We start from the raw sequence: 16618 nt of genomic DNA on the forward strand, positions 1-16618 counted from the left end.
GCAGGGTCGGCAGATCCCGTTGAAGGCACCAGGCCAGTCAGGCGTTGGGCCAGACCCCAGCGGGAGGCGCTCACCTACATCATCACTGTCAGGCGTCGGTGGAGAAACGGATGGCGGTCGGGGGAAGCTCGATGCCGGGCCAGACGCGCAGGCCGGGGCGCAGCTCGTTGCCCGGACCGACGATCGCGGCGTCTCCCAGGACCACTCCGTCCAGGACGGCGCCGGGGCCGACGCGGGCGCCTCGGCTCAGGACCGAGTCGCGGACGGTGGCGCCTTCGGCGACGAACGCGTCCTCCAAGAGCACGCTGCCGGTCACCGTGGCACCCGACTCGATCACGGCGTTGCGGCCCACCGTGGTACCGCCGCGCACCACGGCGCCCTTGGCCACCCGGGCACCAGAGAGGGTCAGGCGCTCGCCAGGGTCACCGGGCATGGCGGGGGAAGTGAGGGCACCCAAGACCAGGTCCCGTGAACCCTGGACGAATGCTTCGGGGGTACCGACGTCCAGCCAGTAGCCCGACTCCACATGTCCCATGACCACGGCGCCCGACGAGATCAGCGACGGGAAGGTCTCGCGCTCGACGGAGACCACTTCGTCCTCGGGGATCGTGTCGATGGCGGAGCGGCGGAAGACGTAGCATCCCGCGTTGATCTGGTTCGTCACCGGATGCTGCGTCTTCTCCAGGAAGGCGGTCACGCGGCCGTCGGAGGACGTCGGGACGCAGCCGAAGCGGGACGGGTCGTCGACCTCGGTGAGATGGAGCGTGACCGCGGCGCCGGCCTCCTCGTGCAGCTTCACCTGGGCGCGGACGTCATGCCCGGACAGGATGTCGCCGTTCAGGATCAGGACGGGGTCGTCCGGCCCGCAGGTCAGCGCGCGCGCCGCGTTCCGGATGGCGCCGCCGGTGCCGAGCGGCTCGCGCTCGCTCACATAGGCGAGGTCGACGCCGTAGGCATGGTCGCCGAAGGCGGCCTCGAACATCTCGGCCCGGTAGGACGTCGCGAACACGATCCGCTCGACGCCCGATGCGTGCGCGCGGGCCAGCTGGTGGGCCAGGAACGCCACACCCGCGGTCGGGAGCAGGGGTTTCGGGGTGGAGATCGTCAGCGGGCGCAGGCGGGTGCCCTGGCCGCCCACCAGGAGGATCGCTTCCACTCGGTTCCTTTCTCCGGGTTGGAGAGAGAGCCTAGTGGGTGCGAGTGGCGGCGTATTGGGCGACTGCGCGCTGGTATGAGGCCATGTGGGCGGTTGCGGAGGCCGACCAGGAGAACTCCTTCGCGCGGACGTGCGCGGCCTCGGCCAGGCCCGCGCGGCGGGACGGGTCGTCCATGAGCGCGGTCAGGGCCTCGGCGATCCCGGCGGCGTCCGGTTCGGTGTAGGCGACCGCGTCGCCGCCGACCTCGGGCAGCGGGCCCCGGTGGGTGGTGAGGACGGGCGCCCCGCACGACATCGCTTCGAGGACGGGCAGGCCGAAGCCCTCACCGCGGCTCGGCAGCGCCACGACCAGGGCCCCGCCGAAGAAGCCCGGCAGGGACGGCCACGGCAGGTAGCCGGGGCGCAGCACCCGCAGGCCCAGCGGGACGGTGGCGAGCGCCGCGTCGACCTCGTCGTCCCAGCCGCCGCTGCCCGCGAGGACGAGCGCGGGCGGGTCCTCGCGTCCGGCGCAGGCGCGCACCCAGCCGCGGATCAGGTTCGGGACGTTCTTGCGCGGCTCCAGCGCCCCCAGATAGGCGACGTAGGGGCGGCCGTGCAGGCCGAGCCGGTCGGAGACCTGCTTGACCTCCGCCTCCGACGGGCGGTGGAACACCTCGTGGTCGACGCCGTGGTAGGCCACGTCGATGTGCGACGGGTCGGCGCCGAGGCGGCCGACCAACTCGTCGCGGGTCGCGCGGGACGGCACGATCAGCCGGGTCGCCCGGCGCGCGGCGCTGCGGGTCGCCGACTTGATGTAGGACGTGCGCACCGGGTCGTGCGGCTCGGGCTCGGCGAACAGGGTGACGTCGTGGATCGTCACGACGGTCGGCAGGGCCGCGCTCACCGGCATCGTGTACGTCGGCAGATGGATGACGTCCGCGCCGACGCTCTCGGCGACGCGGGGCAGGCCAGACTGCTCCCAGGCGAGGCGGCTGGCGCGGTGCGCCAGCGTCGCCGGCCCGGCGACGACCCGGGCCCCCGGGACGAGGCCCTCATAGCGTTTCTCGTCCGCCCGCTGGCACGCGACGGCGAGGTCGGCGCCCTGCGCGTGCAGAGCGGTCAGGAGCCCGTCCACGTACCGTCCGAGCCCGCCGCGGTCGGCAGGCACGGCGGTGGCGTCGAGGAGAATTCGAGGCGCCACGGTCCACTCCCCCATCCAGCGTGGTGGCGTAGATCACCCTTTACGTTCCGAGCCTACGCCCGCCGGGCGCGCGCTCGGGTGACCTCGTTCCACGCGATTCACGAGGGCCCCTACCCGATGGTCGCGTTTTATCTGTGGGGGGGCGACCCCCCACACCCCCCGCAACTACCTCTCACCTGTGGGGGGCCGACCCCCCACACCCCCCGCAACTACCTTTTGCGCGCCTGGACCAGCACAATGCTGCCGCGCTCGTTGGGCGCCTTGCGGTCGGCGAGGGCGACGAGCGGGGTCAGCGGCGCCGCGGCGTTGAAGCCGACCTTCCCGCCGTAGGTGGAAAGCGACAGGTAGAGGCGCTCGGTGGCGGCCGTGCGGAACTGGTAGCTGTGCCGGACGAGGTCGAGGCCGCGCTCGTCCATCAGCTTGCGCAGGCTGTCGTGCGTGTAGGTGTGCTGCACGTGGTACTTGGCCTTGTGCGCGTCGCGCAGCTTCGGCCAGGCGTCGGCGCGGCTGAGGACGTCGGCGGACATGAAGATCTGGCCGCCGGGCTTCAGAACTCGCGCCATCTCGTCCAGCGACTTGCCGCCGTCGTCGAAGTGCTCGATCGCGCAGACCGACAGGATCGCGTCGAACGAGCCGTCGGCGAACGGCAGCTTCAGGGCGTCGCACTCGATCAGCGCGGGCGCGTGCGCGAGCGTGCGCCCGTAGGTCATCTTGCCGCGGGCGAGGTCGATCGAGACGGCGTCGGCGCCGCGCCGGCGCGCCTGCCCGGCCCAGTACCCGTCGCCGCCCGCGACGTCGAGGACGCGCCTGCCGCGCAGGTCGCGCCCCATCCAGCCGAGCAGCGTCCCCGCCTCCCGGTACCGGCACACGTGCACCTGGTGCCCCATGAAGGCGACCACATCCGAAATCTTCATCGCCCCCAACTCTAGGGCGAGCGCGCGGGTGGCAGGCCGCGTTCGCCTACCCTGGGCGGGTGAAGATGAAGGTCGTCGCCGTCCGGGCGCTGCGGGTGCTGCTGGTGCTGCTCGCGCTGGCGTTCTGCGGCTACAGCGTGGCGTCCCAGTGGGACGCGACGGTCCGCGCGTTCCAGCAGATGTCCTGGCCGACGCTCGCCGGCGCGCTGGCCGCGGGGCTGGCGGGGCTCTTCGTCTGGATGCTCGGCTGGCGGGAGTTCCTCGCCGGGCTCGGGTCGCCGCTGCCGGTGCGCGCCATCTTCCGGATCTCCGGGATCTCCCAGCTCGGCAAGTACGTGCCGGGCAAGGTGTGGGCGCTGGTCACGCAGATCGAGATGACCCGCGAGCACAAGGTGCCGCCGGAGCGCAGCTTCGGCTCGACGCTGCTGGCGGTGGCGACGTCCACCGCGTGCGGGCTGGCCGTCGCGGCGGTCACGCTGCCGCTGACGTCGCAGACCGCGCGGGACGAGTACTGGTACCTGTTCCTGCTCGCGCCCGTCCTGCTCGCGCTGCTGCACCCGAAGATCGTGACGTGGGCGCTCGGCACGATGCTCCGCCTCATCCGCCGCCCGCCGCTGGAGCACCCGGTCAGCCTCGCCGCCACGCTGCGCGCCGTCGGCTGGACGGTGCTGGGCTGGGCGCTGTTCGGCGTCCACACCTGGCTGCTGTGCATGGCGGTGGGCGGCGACGGCGCGGGCCTGCCGTTCGTGGCGACCGGCGCCTACGCGCTGGCGTTCGTCGCCGGGTTCCTGGTGTTCATCGCGCCGGGCGGCATCGGGGCGCGGGAGGCGGCCCTGACGGTGGTGCTGACGCCGGTGCTGCCGGCGGGCGCGCCGGTCGTGGTCGCGATCGCGTCGCGGGTGCTGCTGACCGCCGCCGACCTGATCAACGCGGGGGTGGCGCTGCTGCTGGGGCGTACGACACCGGCCCCGGGGAATGAACCGCCGTCCGAGGCGCTTGTGACGGGTACACAGCCAACGAAGGAGGGACCGTGACGGCCCCGATCACCGTGACCGACGCGACATTCGCCGACGAGGTCCTCAAGAGCGACATCCCGGTGCTGGTCGACTTCTGGGCCGACTGGTGCGGGCCCTGCCGCATGATCGCCCCGATCCTGGAGCAGATCGCCGAGGAGCACGACGGCAAGATCAAGATCGCGAAGATGGACTACGACGCGAACCCGGACACGCCGAACCAGTACGGCGTGATGGGCCTGCCGACCCTGCTGCTCGTGAAGGACGGCGAGGCCAAGAAGCAGATCGTCGGCGCCAAGCCGAAGCGGGCGCTGCTCAAGGAGCTCGAAGAGTACCTGTGAGCGCCTCGACGTAGGCGGCCCACAGCGGGCCGTGGTCGACCGGGCGGACGCCGGAGCGCAGGCGCTCCGGCTCCCCCGGCTCGTAGAAGCGGCGCAGCGCGCCCGCCAGCGACGCGACGTCGTCCGGCGCGCAGATCAGCCCGTCGACGCCGTCCCGGACCTGGCTTGCGAAACCGCCCACATCGGTCGCGATCACCGGCAGGCCGTGCTCGTGGGCCATCCATACGTTCTGCGACGCGGTCGCCGTCCGGTACGGCAGGACGAGCGCGTCGGCGGCGGCGAACAGCCCCGGGACGTCGGCGGCGGGGACGTAGCCGGGCCGCAGCTCCACCCGCGAGGCGAGGTCCAGCGAGCCGATCAGCTCGCGGGTCTCGTCGAGCCCGCCCCAGAACTCCCCCGCGACGGTCAGCGACACGCCGTCCGGGCCTTCGGCGAGGGCGCGCAGCAGGACGTCCAGCCCCTTGTACGGGCGGACGATCCCGAAGAACAGCAGCCGCCGGCGCACCTTGTCGTCACCGGGCGCGGCGGCCCCCGCCGACGGCAGGTGCGCGGCCATCTCCGCGACCCGCACGGGACGGTCCGTGAGGCCGCGCGCGACCTCCGCCTGCGCCTCGGTGTGGACGAGGACGCCGTCCACCTTGCGCAGCAGGCGCTTCATCAGCGGCTCGTCGTAGGGCTTGCGCTCGTGCGGCAGGACGTTGTGGCACAGCGCCACCACCCGCGTCCCCCGCCGGACACCGGCGAGGATCCCCAGGTAGGACGGCACCTGCACGGTGCTCAGCACCACCAGCACGACCAGGTCGTGGGACCGCAGCGCGCGGCCCGTCCGCCACCAGCCGTCCGGGCGGCGCCAGTCGAGTCGGTGCCGGGTACCGGGGAACGGCTCGCCCTCGGGCTCGGCGATCGTCTGCTGCCCCGGATACAGGAACGACGGGTACTGCGCCCGCCACGACTCGATGGCGACCTCGTGCCCGGCCGCCGCGAGCCGGTGCGCCAGCTCGGTCGTGTGCCGGGCGCCGCCGCCCTTGTACGGGAACGCCGGCCCGACGATCGCGATGCGCATGCCGCTGGACGCCACCGCTAGACGTCGCCGCGGGACCGGACGATCAGGTCCGCGAGCAGCGCCAGCGACGCGATGATCAACCCCGTCACGAAGATCATGATGGTGTTGTTGGCGAAGTAGCCGAAGTGCACCACCATGTCGAACACGCCCTTGCCCAGCCCGATGACGATCAGCCACAGCGCGGGCGGCATCAGCACCTTGAGCGGGTTGAAGTACATCACCATCCGCAGCACCTGCAGGATGTAGCGGTAGGCGTCCTTGGTGAAGTGGAACTTGGACTTCCCGGCCCGCTTGGCATAGTCGATCGGCATGTACCGGACCGGGTGCTGGTTCGACAGGAACGCGATCGTGATCGTGGTGACGCAGGAGAACCCGGGCGGCAGCAGCCGCAGGTACGGCAGCGACACCTCGCGGCGGAACGCGCGCAACCCCGAGTTCAGGTCCGGGATCTTGGAGTTGGTGAGCCGCTCGGCGACCTTGCGGATGAACCACTTGGCGGGCACCCGCAGCACCTTGTGCGTGCCCTCCTCGGTGGTGCGCGCCCCGACGACCTGGTCGATGGACGGGTCGTCGTCGAGGGCGTCCACGAGCTCGGGGATCCGCTCGTTCGGGTACGACATGTCGGCGTCGGTCCACACGACGATGTCGCCGCGGGCCTGCTGGGAGCCGATGCGCCGGACGGTGCCCGAGCCGCTGTTGTGCTGGAACGCCATCACCCGCATGTTCGGGAAGCGCGGCTCCGCCTCCCGCAGCCGGGCGAGCGTGTCGTCCGTCGAGCAGTCGTCGACGGCCAGCAGCTCGTAGGTCTTGCCGCTGGCGTCCATCGCGGCGCAGATGCGCTCGACCTCGGCGATCACGTGGTCCTGCTCGTTGTAGCAGGGCAGGACGATCGTGACGTGGACGGGCCCGTCCTCCGGCGGGGCGGGCTCGGGCTCGGCCCGGGGCTCGGGCGGCGCGGCGGCCTCCGCCTGCGCGGCGGCCTCGGGCTGGACGGGCTCGGCCGCGGGCTGCGCGGCGGGCGCGCTCGCGGTCGCGGTCTCGGTCGTCGGCTCGGCAGACTGGGTGCTCACGCAGCGCGAGGATACTCGTCCAGCCGACCCTCGGCAGCCGCTAAGCCACGGATGGCGCGGCCGCCAAGCCACGAATGGCGCAGCCGTTAGGCCATGAACAGCGCAGCCGCTAAGCCGCGGACGGCTCCGCGATCCAGACCTCCATGGCCAGTCCCCACGTCCCGCCGGGCGGCTTGGTGAGGGTGCGCCCGTCCTGCCGCGTCCGCACCATCAGCACGCGTTCCGGGGTGCCGTAGGGCGCCACCTGCTCCCGCTTCGCCGCCATGATCACCGGACGGCGCCCGGCCCCGGTGACACCGGCGATGACGCGCCGGACATCGGCGGCCGTGGCGCCGCCGCTCACCCGCGCGGCGGGCAGCCCGCACATGCCGCGCACGACCTGGAGGAACCGGTCGGCGGTCGACTGCTCGACCACCACGACGGAGCTGCGCGGCTTCAGCGCGTCGCACATGCCGCGGACGGCGCCCACCTCGTGCTGCTCGGTCCGGGTCACCAGGAACCCGCCGGACGTCAGCACGATCGGCACCAGCATCAGCGCGACGCCCGTGACCGTGCCCCGGTTCACCATCTTCGGGCCGTACCCGACCCGGCGGACGCGGCGCACCGTCCACGCCGACGCGAACACGGTGAACAGCAGCAGCCCGGGGATGACCAGGCCGATCAGCCGCCGCGACGCCCACGGATGGTCGGGCGTGATGCCCGGACGCAGCAGCACCTGCGCGGTCGTCCAGACGACCATCGCGTAGGGAAGCAGCCACTCGGGCGACTGCCCGCGCAGCAGCCGCCGCACCAGCAGCGCCGCACCGAGCGTCGCGAACAGCAGCGCGGGGACGCCGATGTACCAGACGACCCAGTAGAGCGACAGCTCCGAGTACTGGCGGGTGCCGTCGACGGGCAGGTGCTGGATGCGCTGGATCGTCTCGATGAACTGCACGTTCATCTGGTCGTCGCGGGTGGCGGGCACCCGGCGGACGGTCTGCACCAGCGGCCGCACCGCGAAGCCCGCCATCACCAGCACGGTGAGGACGGCGGCGGCGCCGGGCAGCCTGCCCCGCGCGACCGCCGCGCCGAGCCGCCGCAGCCGCGTGCCGGTCCGGTCGGCACGCAGCAGCACGACCAGGGCGACGGCGGCGACGACGATCGCCGCGCTGATGGCCAGCAGCGGTTTCAGCGACGATTCCAGATAAGTGAGGTAGGGCCGCGACAGCGTGAAGCCCTCGACGAGGCCCGCGCCCGTGCCGAGCAGCAGCCCGCCGGCCAGCCAGTAGCCGGTGCTCCGCCGGCGTCCTATGAGCAGGCCCGCGAACACGAGGACCGGCAGGACGTCCCGCAGCCCGTCGATCCGTACCAGCACGATCAGCCCGAGCGCGGCGCCGCCCAGCAACGCCTTCAGGCGCGCGCTCCGCTCCTCCTCGCGGCGCATGTCGTACAGCAGCGACAGGCCGCCCAGCAGCAGGACGATCGCGGGCAGCTCGCTGAACGTGCTGCGCGAGACGTAGAGCATCGGCAGCGTCAGCCCCAGCAGCAGCGCCCCGGCGGGAGCCCAGCGCGGGCCCGCGAGCCGCGCGACGAGCCCGGCGAACGCGAGCACGCAGCACGCGCCGATCAGCGGCGCCATCAGCAGGATGCCGTGGGTGCCGCCGAGCCAGCCGCCCAGCGCGAGGATCAGCGGCAGGCCCGCCATGAACTGCGGGACGACCGCGCCGCCGTCCTCGTAGAAGGCGGGGCTGGCGAACCCGAGGACGGGGTCCGGCCCGCCGAACGCCGCCGCCGACTCCGGGATGGGCAGCGACCCGTGCCCGGCCAGCCACGTCGCGAACTGGACGTACGACGCCGGGTCGCGGCGGACGACGATCTGCTCCGCGCACATCACCACCTGGAGCACCAGGAACGCGGCGGTGATGCCGAGGACGCTCCAGGTCACCCACCGCGGCACCGCGTCGACCCCGCCGGGGGCGTTGAGGCTCCCGCGCTTCGCGGCGCCGTCCTCACCCGGACGGGACCGCAGGCCGAGCCACAGCACCACGGCCGCGACCGGCACGAACAACCCGATCGCCGGGGCCGGCCGGAACACGCCCGCCAGCAGCAGCGGCAGCGACACCGCCAGCCACGCCACCAGGAGCAGCGCGGGGGCGACCGTGACGCGGACGAGCAGCCGGCCAGCGTTCATCGTCCCGCCCCGTGTTCGTGTGCGCCGTGGTTACTTGCGCGGTGGTTACTTGCGCCGTGGTTACTTGCGCGGTGGTCGTGTGGGTGGTCGTCCACCCGTGCGGAGCGTAGCGGCACCCGGCGGGTGGTGGGCCTCGGGCGATCACGCGGGCATACGCTCGGGCCATGAGCGAACCCGACCCGAGCGCGGCCACGCCCGCCGAGCTGCTGCGGCGGCGGGTGGCCGAGGACCCCGCCAACCCGCTGGTCACCTTCTACGACGACGCGACCGGGGAGCGCGTCGAGCTGTCCGCGCGGACGTTCGACAACTGGGTCGCCAAGACGGCGAACTTCCTCGTGGACGGGCTCGGCGCCGAGCCGGGGACCCGCGCGGTGCTCGTCCTGCCGCCGCACTGGCAGACGGCCGTGTGGCTGATGGCCTGCTGGTCGGCGGGGCTCGTCGCGGAGCCGGTGGACCCGGAGGCGGTGAAGGGCCGCGCCGGCGAACCGATCGGCGGTTCTGGGCCGTATTCAGGTGGGGGGACGACCCCCCACACCCCCCGGAAGGGCCCGTACCTCCTGGCGGCGGCGCAGGAGGTGCTGGACGACGTGGTCGGCGACACGGAGGCCGAGGAGATCGTCGGGCTGTCGCTGCACGCGCTCGGCGGCCCGCTCGCCGACTGCCCGCCCGGGGTGACCGACTACGCCGACGAGGTCCGCGGCCACGGTGACCGGTTCACCGCACTACCCACTGTGACGCCGGAGACTCCTGCGCTCGATGTGACAAAGACCACACTCGGCCAGGGGGAGCTGGTGGCCGCCGCCCGCGAGGCGGCCGAGAAATGGGAGCTGGACGCGCGCGACCGCCTGTTGGTTGACATGCCGTTCACCACACTGGAGGGGGTACTGGCGGGTCTACTCGCACCACTAGCCTCGGGTGCTTCCGTCATAATTCAACGAAACTTTGACAAAGCCATCCTAGATCAACGCGTGAACGTGGAGCATGTGACGGTGGTGGCCGGAACGCCGGGTCCGAATGACGCATCCGGGTCCCCGTACCGGCTCTCCTGACCTACGCTCTCCTTGCCCTCGTCCAGACCCCGACCCCGGAAAGCGGGCGATCCCGTGTGGGAGGCCACCGCCCCCCACGCCCCCAAGAACCGCTGAGACCCCGGACCACGGAGCCGATGAACAGCAATCCGATGTACATGGAGTACGTCGACGACGCCGATCCCCAACCGGCGCCGCGACGCGGGTGGCGCATCCTCGGATGGGTGTGCATCGGGCTGTCGGCGGTCATGGTGGCCGGCTCCCTGACGGCCTACGGCCTGTACCGCAAGGCGTTCGGGAACATCTCGCACGAGGACGTCAACGCGCAGCTCGGCCCCAACCGGCCGAAGAAGCTGAACAGCGCGATGAACATCCTGCTGCTCGGGTCCGACACCCGCGCCGGGGCGAACGGCAAGTACGGGCGCAGCCTGAAGAACGAGCTGCCCCGCTCCGACACGATGATCCTGCTGCACCTGTCGCCGGGCGGCGGGCAGGCGATGGGGATCAGCTTCCCCCGCGACCTGATGATCCCGATGCCGTCCTGCAAGGGCCGCAAGGGCGGGACGATCCCGGCCACGTCCCGGGGGCAGATCAACTCGGCGTTCACCAACGGCGGCGCGGCCTGCGTGATCAAGACGATCGAGAGCATCTCCAACATCCGGATCGACCACTTCATGCAGGTCGACTTCACCGGGTTCAAGACGATCACCAACGCGGTCGGCGGCGTCCCGGTGTGCCTGCCGAAGTCCGTCAACGACCCGAAGTCCGGGCTCCGGCTGAGCAAGGGCAAGCACAAGATCAAGGGCGAGACGGCGCTGGCCTACGTGCGCGTCCGGCACGGCCTCGGCGACGGCTCCGACACCGACCGCATCAAGCGCCAGCAGAAGTTCATGGGCTCCCTCGCCAACCAGGCGATGAGCGCGGGCGTGCTGAGCAACCCCAAGAAGCTCTACTCGCTGATGAACGCGGTCACCAAGTCGCTCACCACCGACAAGGAGCTCACCCCGGACGTCATGATGGACATCGCCCGCGAGATGCAGGGCATGACCTCCGGCAAGCTCCGCTTCGTGACCGTCCCGTCCGGCCCGGACCCGCAGGACCCGAACCGCGTCGCGCTCCGCGACGCCGCGCAGCCGTTCTTCGCGGCGGTCCGCAACGACAAGACCGTCCCGAAGGAGCCCAAGGCCGGGACGCCGAAGATCGCCCCCAGCCAGGTCCGGGTGCGCGTCTACAACGGCAGCGGCGTCCAGGGGCAGGCCGGGCGCGTCGCCGACGACCTGGAGTCGCAGGGCTTCCAGGTGACGGTCGGCGGGAACGCACCGTCCGCCACCCAGACCACCAAGGTGTTGTACGGTGCCGGTGCCGACCAGCACGCCCAGACGCTCGCCGACCTGATCCCGAGCAAGCCCCAGCCCACGGCGCGCAAGGGCGGTACGCCCGGCGTCGTCGACCTCGTCGTCGGGAGCGACTGGACGGTCCTGAAGAGCGCCGGCGCCGGCATCCCGAAGCAGCAGGGCGAGATCCGGGCCAGCGACAGCATCTGCTAAGAACCCCTGACCGGACAGGCTCATGACTTACTCCAGCAGGCCCCCCGGAGCCGAACCGCCCCCCGCCCACGAGCCGCCGCCCAACGGCGCAGTCCCGGACGGCCCGATCCCGAACGGCACGGTGTCCAACGGCGCGGTGTCGAACGGCGCGGTGTCGAACGGCACGGTGTCGAACGGCGCGGTGCCCCCCGCACCCCGCTCGCCGGGCACGGCGGCCATGGCGCCGCCCGCGCCGGGCACGGCACCGGGCACCGCACCGGGCGGCGCGCCGGGCACGGCCTCACCGGGGCAGAAGCAGCGCCCGCGCAAGCCGCGCGACCCCTTCTTCGACAACGCCAAGTACTTCGCGATCCTGCTGGTGGTGGCGGGCCACGCCATCGCCAACGTCCGGTCGGACGTGCCGGTCGCCAAGGCGCTGTACCTGTTCATCTACATGTTCCACATGCCCCTGTTCATCGTGATCACGGGCTACCTCTCCCGGAACTGGACGTTCTCCTCGGGCAAGGCGCGCAAGCTCATCACCCACGTCGGCGTGCCGTACGTGGTGTTCGAGGTCGCGTACGAGCTCTACACCTGGCACGGCAGCGGCGAGCTGACGATCAGCCTGCTGAAGCCGTACTGGCTGATGTGGTTCATGTGCGCGCTGTTCCTGTGGCGGCTGTCCACCCCGGTGTGGCAGCAGATCCGCTGGCCGCTCGGGGTCGCGCTGCTGTTCTCGCTGCTGTCCTACATGAGCGACCTCGGTGGAACGTTCAACATCCACCGGGTGCTCGGGCTGCTCCCGCTGTACGTCCTCGGCCTCACGCTGAAGCCCGAGCACTTCGAGCTGCTCAAGAAGCCGATCGCCCGGCCGATCGGCGCCGCGGTGCTCGCCGGCGGGCTCGCCACGGCGTACGTCGCCAAGGACCACATGACGGAGGCGTGGATCTTCTGGAAGACCCCCTACGAGGACCTCCACGTCAGCAACGTCACCGGCACCGTCATGACGCTGGCGATGTTCGTCTGCGCGACGGTGCTGGTCGCGGCGTTCCTCGCGATCGTCCCGCGCGGGCGGCACTGGTTCAGCGCACTCGGCGCCACCACGCTCTACACGTACCTTTTGCACGGGTTCGTCATTCGACTGATCGACTACCTCGATTGGTGGGAGTTCAGCTGGATGCACACCGTTCCGGGGACGATCATTCTGCTCGGCGGATCCGCCGTCCTCGGCACCGTGCTGTGCAGCCCGCCGGTCGTGCGCTGCATGAGCTGGGCCATCGAACCCAAGATGACCTGGGCTTTCACGTCCCTGCGCCGTCCCGCCGGGCGCGCCGGGCCGGGCAAGGCCGCCCCGCGGGCGGCCGAACGGCAGGCCCGCTAGCCGGCCCCGGAGACGCTCCCGCCGGCGCTCCCGCTGAGCGGAATCTCGGCTTGTGTCATGTCGGATATCATCAACTCGGCCTTATCCGCCTCTTAATCCCGCAGTGAAGCGGATTTCACCACCCGCCACCATTTTGGCGCTCGTCCCCCTGGGGAGAACCGGTTGTCACCGCTGCTGAGCATCGTCGTACCGTTCTACAACGTCGAGGCCTATCTCGAGGCCTGCCTTGAGTCCGTCGCCCAGCAGACGCTGAGCGACCTCGAAGTCGTCATGATCGACGACGGGTCCACGGACGCGAGCGCCACGATCGCCAAGGAGTTCGAGACCCGCGACCCCCGCTTCCGGCTCGTCCGCCAGGAGAACCAGGGGCTCGGTCTCGCCCGCAACGCGGGGCTGCCGCACACCTCGGGCCGCTACCTGGCGTTCATCGACAGCGACGACATCATCCCCCGGTACGCCTTCGACCTGATGGTCGGCTCGCTGGAGGAGACCGGCTCCGACATCGCCTGCGGCGCCGTGCGGCGGATCGGCATCAACGGCCTGCAGCGGTCGGCCATGCACGACGACATCTTCCCCATCGACCGCAAGGGCACCCACGTCCGCGAGTTCCCCGAACTGCTCTGCGACCGGACCGCCTGGAACAAGGTCTTCCGCCGCTCCTTCTGGGACAAGCACGACTTCCAGTTCCCCGCCGGGCTGTACGAGGACATCCCAGTGACGATCCCGGCGCACGTCCTCGCCTCGAAGGTGGACGTGCTGCGCGAGGTCGTCTACCACTGGCGCATCCGCGAGACCGGCACCCGGTCGATCACGCAGCGGCGCACCGAGCCGGGCAACCTCGCCGACCGGATCCGCTCGGTGCGCGCCGCCTCCCACTTCCTGGCGAAGCACGCGCCCGACCTGAAGGACGCATACGACCGGTCGGCGCTCGCCGACGACATCCGCATCTACGTCAACGTCGTCGACCAGGGCGACGACGCCTACCGCGAGACGTTCCTGGAGCTCGTCAACGGGTTCCTCGACGAGATCGACCCGAAGCTCATCAACGACCTCGCCGCCATCGACCGGCTGAAGTTCCACGCCGTCCGCGAGCGGCTGATGGACGAGCTGATCGACATCGTCTCGTTCGCCAAGAGCAACCCGATGCGGCACAGCGCCATCCAGCGGGACGGCGGCGGCGACACCTGGTACGGCGACTACCCCTACCTCGGCGATCCGCGGTTCCCCGACCACCTCTACGCGCTGTCCGACGAGCTCAAGCTCCAGACCGGCGTCGACGAGATCATGTGGCACAACGGCCGGCTGCGGATCGAGGGGCACGCCTACATCGACCGCATGGACGCCCCCGGCCCGGACGACAGCACGATCGAGGTGGAGTTCCGCAAGCGGCGCGTGGTGCTCGTCCCGAAGATCCTGCGGCCGAAGCCGGAGCGGATCCGGCGGCCGGACGTCACCGCGCAGAGCGGCCAGGCCACCGCCTGCCACGACTGGTCGGGCTTCGCCGTGGAGATCGACCCCGCCCAGCTCGGGACGAGCGAGGGCACCTGGCACATCTTCGTCACGGTGACCACCAACGGCATCAAGCGCCGGGGCAGGCTCACCACGCCGCGCGGCGCGGGGCTGTGGCCGCCGCACCGCGAGGTCGCCCCCGGCATGCTGATCAAGCCGAAGTACACCCCGGCCAAGGAGCTGATCGTCGGGGTGCAGCCGGTGCGCGCCCTGGTGACCGACGTCAAGGTGGACGGGGAGCGGCTGCTGCTCAGCGGCCGGGTCCGGCAGGCCGACGCCGCCTACGTGCGCAAGGGCAAGGTCACCGCGGCGTACCGGCAGGGCACCACCACGGTGTCGTGGCCGATGACGGTGACGAACGACGCCCCCTCAGGGCACCTCGGCTTCACCGCCGTCGCCGACCTCAGGCAGCTCGCCGAGGGCCTCGGCGCCGGGGGCGCGGCGGCGTCCGGCGCGTCCGTCACCGACAGCATCGAGTGGGACTTCTCCCTCACCGCCAAGGGCCAGAGCAAGCTGCGGCTCGCGGTCGAGGCCGACCTGCTCGACCTGCGCGCGGACGTGGCCGGCCGCGAGTACGACGTCATCGCCACCAACTACGGCAACCTCACGCTGGTGGAGCGCGCCCCCCGGCCCACCATCACCCATGTGGAGTGGCTGGACGGCACCACGATCCGCGTGACGGGCACGAGCGCCGACGAGGGCACCCGCCCGGACCGGGTGATCATGCGCCGCCGCCGCACGTCCGACGTCCACGAGGTGCCGCTCAGCTGGGACGGGCCCGCGTTCACCGCGCTGCTCAACGCCCGCCGCGAGAGCGGGTTCCCGCTGCCGACCGGCCGCTGGGACCTGTACGTCCCCGGCCCGCACGGCGAGATCAACATGGGCATCGACCGGGCGACGCGCAAGGCGCTGCCCGAGCCGCGGTTCGTGGGCGTGCACGAGCTGTCGATCCAGTCCCACCGCGGCGACCTGCTCCACCTGTGGATCAGGACGGCGCTGAGCGACGACGAGCGCGGCCCCTACGCGCAGCGCAGGCTCCAGCGCCAGTACTACGGCTCCGCCAACACCGCGCCGCTGCGCGACCTGGTGGTGTTCGAGAGCTACTTCGGCCGCCAGTACTCGTGCAACCCGCGGGCCATCTTCGAGGAGATGCGGCGGCGCGAGCCGGGGCTGGAGTACGTCTGGTTCACCGCCGAGGGCCAGTTCAACGTCCCCGAGGGCGCCCGGACGGTGCTGCGCGGCACCCGCGAGTACTACGAGCTGTCCGCGTCGGCGCGCATCGTCGTCAACAACTGCCTCCAGATGCAGGGCTACGCCAAGCGGCCCGGCCAGGTCTACCTCCAGACCTGGCACGGGACGCCGTACAAGCACATCGGCTACGACCTGGTGAAGAACGGCCGCATCGCGAGCAACACCACCAAGCTGAGCCGCTACGAGGAGGACGTCCCGCTCTGGGACCACCTCATCTCGCCGTCCCCGCACGTCACCGGCATGCTCCGGCAGGCGTTCCGGTACGAGGGCGACGTCCTGGAGGTCGGCTACCCCCGCAACGACCTGCTGTTCGCCCTCGACCGGGAGGAACGGGCGCGCGAGGTGCGCGAGCGGCTCGGCGTCCCGCCGGGGCGCCGGGTGGCCCTGTACGTCCCGACGTGGCGCGAGGACATCTGGCTCACCCGCGGGCGGCAGGCCGAGCTGGTGCTCGACACCGAGCGCCTCAGCGCGGCGGTCGGCGACGAGTTCTCGATCCTGGTGCGCCAGCACCACATGGTCGCCGACCGGACGGCCGGCATCGGCGGCGACGTCATCGACGTGACCCGCCACCCCGACATCACCGAGCTGTACCTGATCGCGGACGTGGTCATCACCGACTACTCCTCGGTGATGTTCGACTTCGCCGCGACGGGCCGGCCGCTGCTGTTCTTCACCCCGGACCTGGAGTTCTACCAGGAGGAGCTGCGGGGCACCTACTTCGACCTCACCGCCGAGGCGCCGGGCCCGCTGCTGCGGGAGGTCGACGAGGTCGCCGAGGCGCTGCGCGACCTCGACGGCGTCACCTCGACCCACCTCCGCGCCTACACGGCGTTCCAGAACCGCTACTGTGCGATGGACGTCGGCCAGGCCGCCGCCCGCATCGCGGACCGGCTGCTGGGCTGACGATCATCGGTGACAAGTCGGCAACGACGGGCCGGGCCCGCTCCCGGGGGGAGTAGATTCTCCCTTCGGGAGCGGGCCCGGGCGCGTCATCGTCCCTTGTCAGCGGCCGGTTC

Annotated in this window: 12 protein-coding genes; 6 read left to right on the plus strand and 6 right to left on the minus strand. The window is 71.5% G+C overall.

Annotated elements, in window-relative coordinates; genetic code table 11:
* Nucleotides 1-88: 88 nt before the first annotated feature.
* The 3 genes from manB to CHF16_RS33155 all read right to left on the minus strand — a co-directional run bounded on the left by manB (nt 89) and on the right by CHF16_RS33155 (nt 3250).
* Nucleotides 89-1156, minus strand: coding sequence for a mannose-1-phosphate guanylyltransferase (gene manB / locus CHF16_RS33145; RefSeq protein ID WP_089330120.1), 1068 nt, complete (start codon nt 1154-1156; stop codon nt 89-91).
* 31 nt (nt 1157-1187) lie between these two features.
* Entirely contained in the window at nt 1188-2336 is a 1149-nt protein-coding gene (locus CHF16_RS33150) for a glycosyltransferase family 4 protein (protein WP_089330171.1), read from the minus strand.
* Between the two features lie 209 nt (nt 2337-2545).
* On the minus strand, nt 2546-3250 hold the full coding sequence (locus CHF16_RS33155; protein ID WP_089330172.1) for a class I SAM-dependent methyltransferase: 705 nt from the start codon (nt 3248-3250) through the stop codon (nt 2546-2548).
* Between the two features lie 65 nt (nt 3251-3315).
* On the opposite strand from CHF16_RS33155, the gene CHF16_RS33160 reads away from it, so the two are divergent.
* Both CHF16_RS33160 and trxA read left to right on the plus strand, forming a co-directional pair.
* Nucleotides 3316-4284, plus strand: coding sequence for a lysylphosphatidylglycerol synthase transmembrane domain-containing protein (locus CHF16_RS33160; protein ID WP_089330121.1), 969 nt, complete (start codon nt 3316-3318; stop codon nt 4282-4284).
* Complete coding sequence (gene trxA, locus CHF16_RS33165) at nt 4281-4604, plus strand: thioredoxin (RefSeq protein WP_089330122.1); 324 nt, start codon at nt 4281-4283, stop codon at nt 4602-4604. The genes CHF16_RS33160 and trxA overlap by 4 nt, the downstream gene beginning before the upstream one ends.
* Here trxA and CHF16_RS33170 read toward each other — a convergent pair.
* From CHF16_RS33170 to CHF16_RS33180, 3 genes are all read right to left on the minus strand, one after another.
* Nucleotides 4579-5667 (minus strand): glycosyltransferase family 4 protein, encoded by a 1089-nt coding sequence (locus CHF16_RS33170; RefSeq protein WP_089330173.1) that lies wholly within the window; start codon nt 5665-5667, stop codon nt 4579-4581. The genes trxA and CHF16_RS33170 overlap by 26 nt on opposite strands.
* Nucleotides 5668-5684: 17 nt before the next feature.
* Nucleotides 5685-6557 carry a glycosyltransferase family 2 protein gene (locus tag CHF16_RS33175; protein WP_089330174.1) on the minus strand — a complete coding sequence of 291 codons (873 nt, stop codon included), beginning with the start codon at nt 6555-6557 and terminating at the stop codon, nt 5685-5687.
* Nucleotides 6558-6846: 289 nt separating this feature from the next.
* Nucleotides 6847-8907 (minus strand): hypothetical protein, encoded by a 2061-nt coding sequence (locus CHF16_RS33180; RefSeq protein ID WP_089330123.1) that lies wholly within the window; start codon nt 8905-8907, stop codon nt 6847-6849.
* Nucleotides 8908-9071: 164 nt separating this feature from the next.
* Here CHF16_RS33180 and CHF16_RS33185 point away from each other — a divergent pair, with 164 nt between their 5' ends.
* The 4 genes from CHF16_RS33185 (at nt 9072) to CHF16_RS33205 (ending at nt 16505) form a co-directional block, all read left to right on the plus strand.
* Nucleotides 9072-9956: a TIGR03089 family protein gene (locus tag CHF16_RS33185; RefSeq protein WP_089330124.1), complete on the plus strand. Its 885-nt coding sequence runs from the start codon at nt 9072-9074 to the stop codon at nt 9954-9956.
* Between the two features lie 116 nt (nt 9957-10072).
* On the plus strand, nt 10073-11482 hold the full coding sequence (locus CHF16_RS33190; protein WP_089330125.1) for an LCP family protein: 1410 nt from the start codon (nt 10073-10075) through the stop codon (nt 11480-11482).
* A 22-nt stretch (nt 11483-11504) separates the two neighbouring features.
* The gene (locus tag CHF16_RS33200; RefSeq protein ID WP_245869661.1) at nt 11505-12842 is read left to right on the plus strand and encodes an acyltransferase family protein; all 1338 of its coding nucleotides are present in this window, start codon (nt 11505-11507) and stop codon (nt 12840-12842) included.
* 162 nt (nt 12843-13004) lie between these two features.
* The gene (locus CHF16_RS33205) at nt 13005-16505 is read left to right on the plus strand and encodes a bifunctional glycosyltransferase/CDP-glycerol:glycerophosphate glycerophosphotransferase (RefSeq protein WP_089330128.1); all 3501 of its coding nucleotides are present in this window, start codon (nt 13005-13007) and stop codon (nt 16503-16505) included.
* Nucleotides 16506-16618 lie beyond the last annotated feature (113 nt).

Source organism: Actinomadura meyerae (assembly GCF_900188445.1).
In the GTDB taxonomy this organism is placed as follows: domain Bacteria; phylum Actinomycetota; class Actinomycetes; order Streptosporangiales; family Streptosporangiaceae; genus Spirillospora; species Spirillospora meyerae.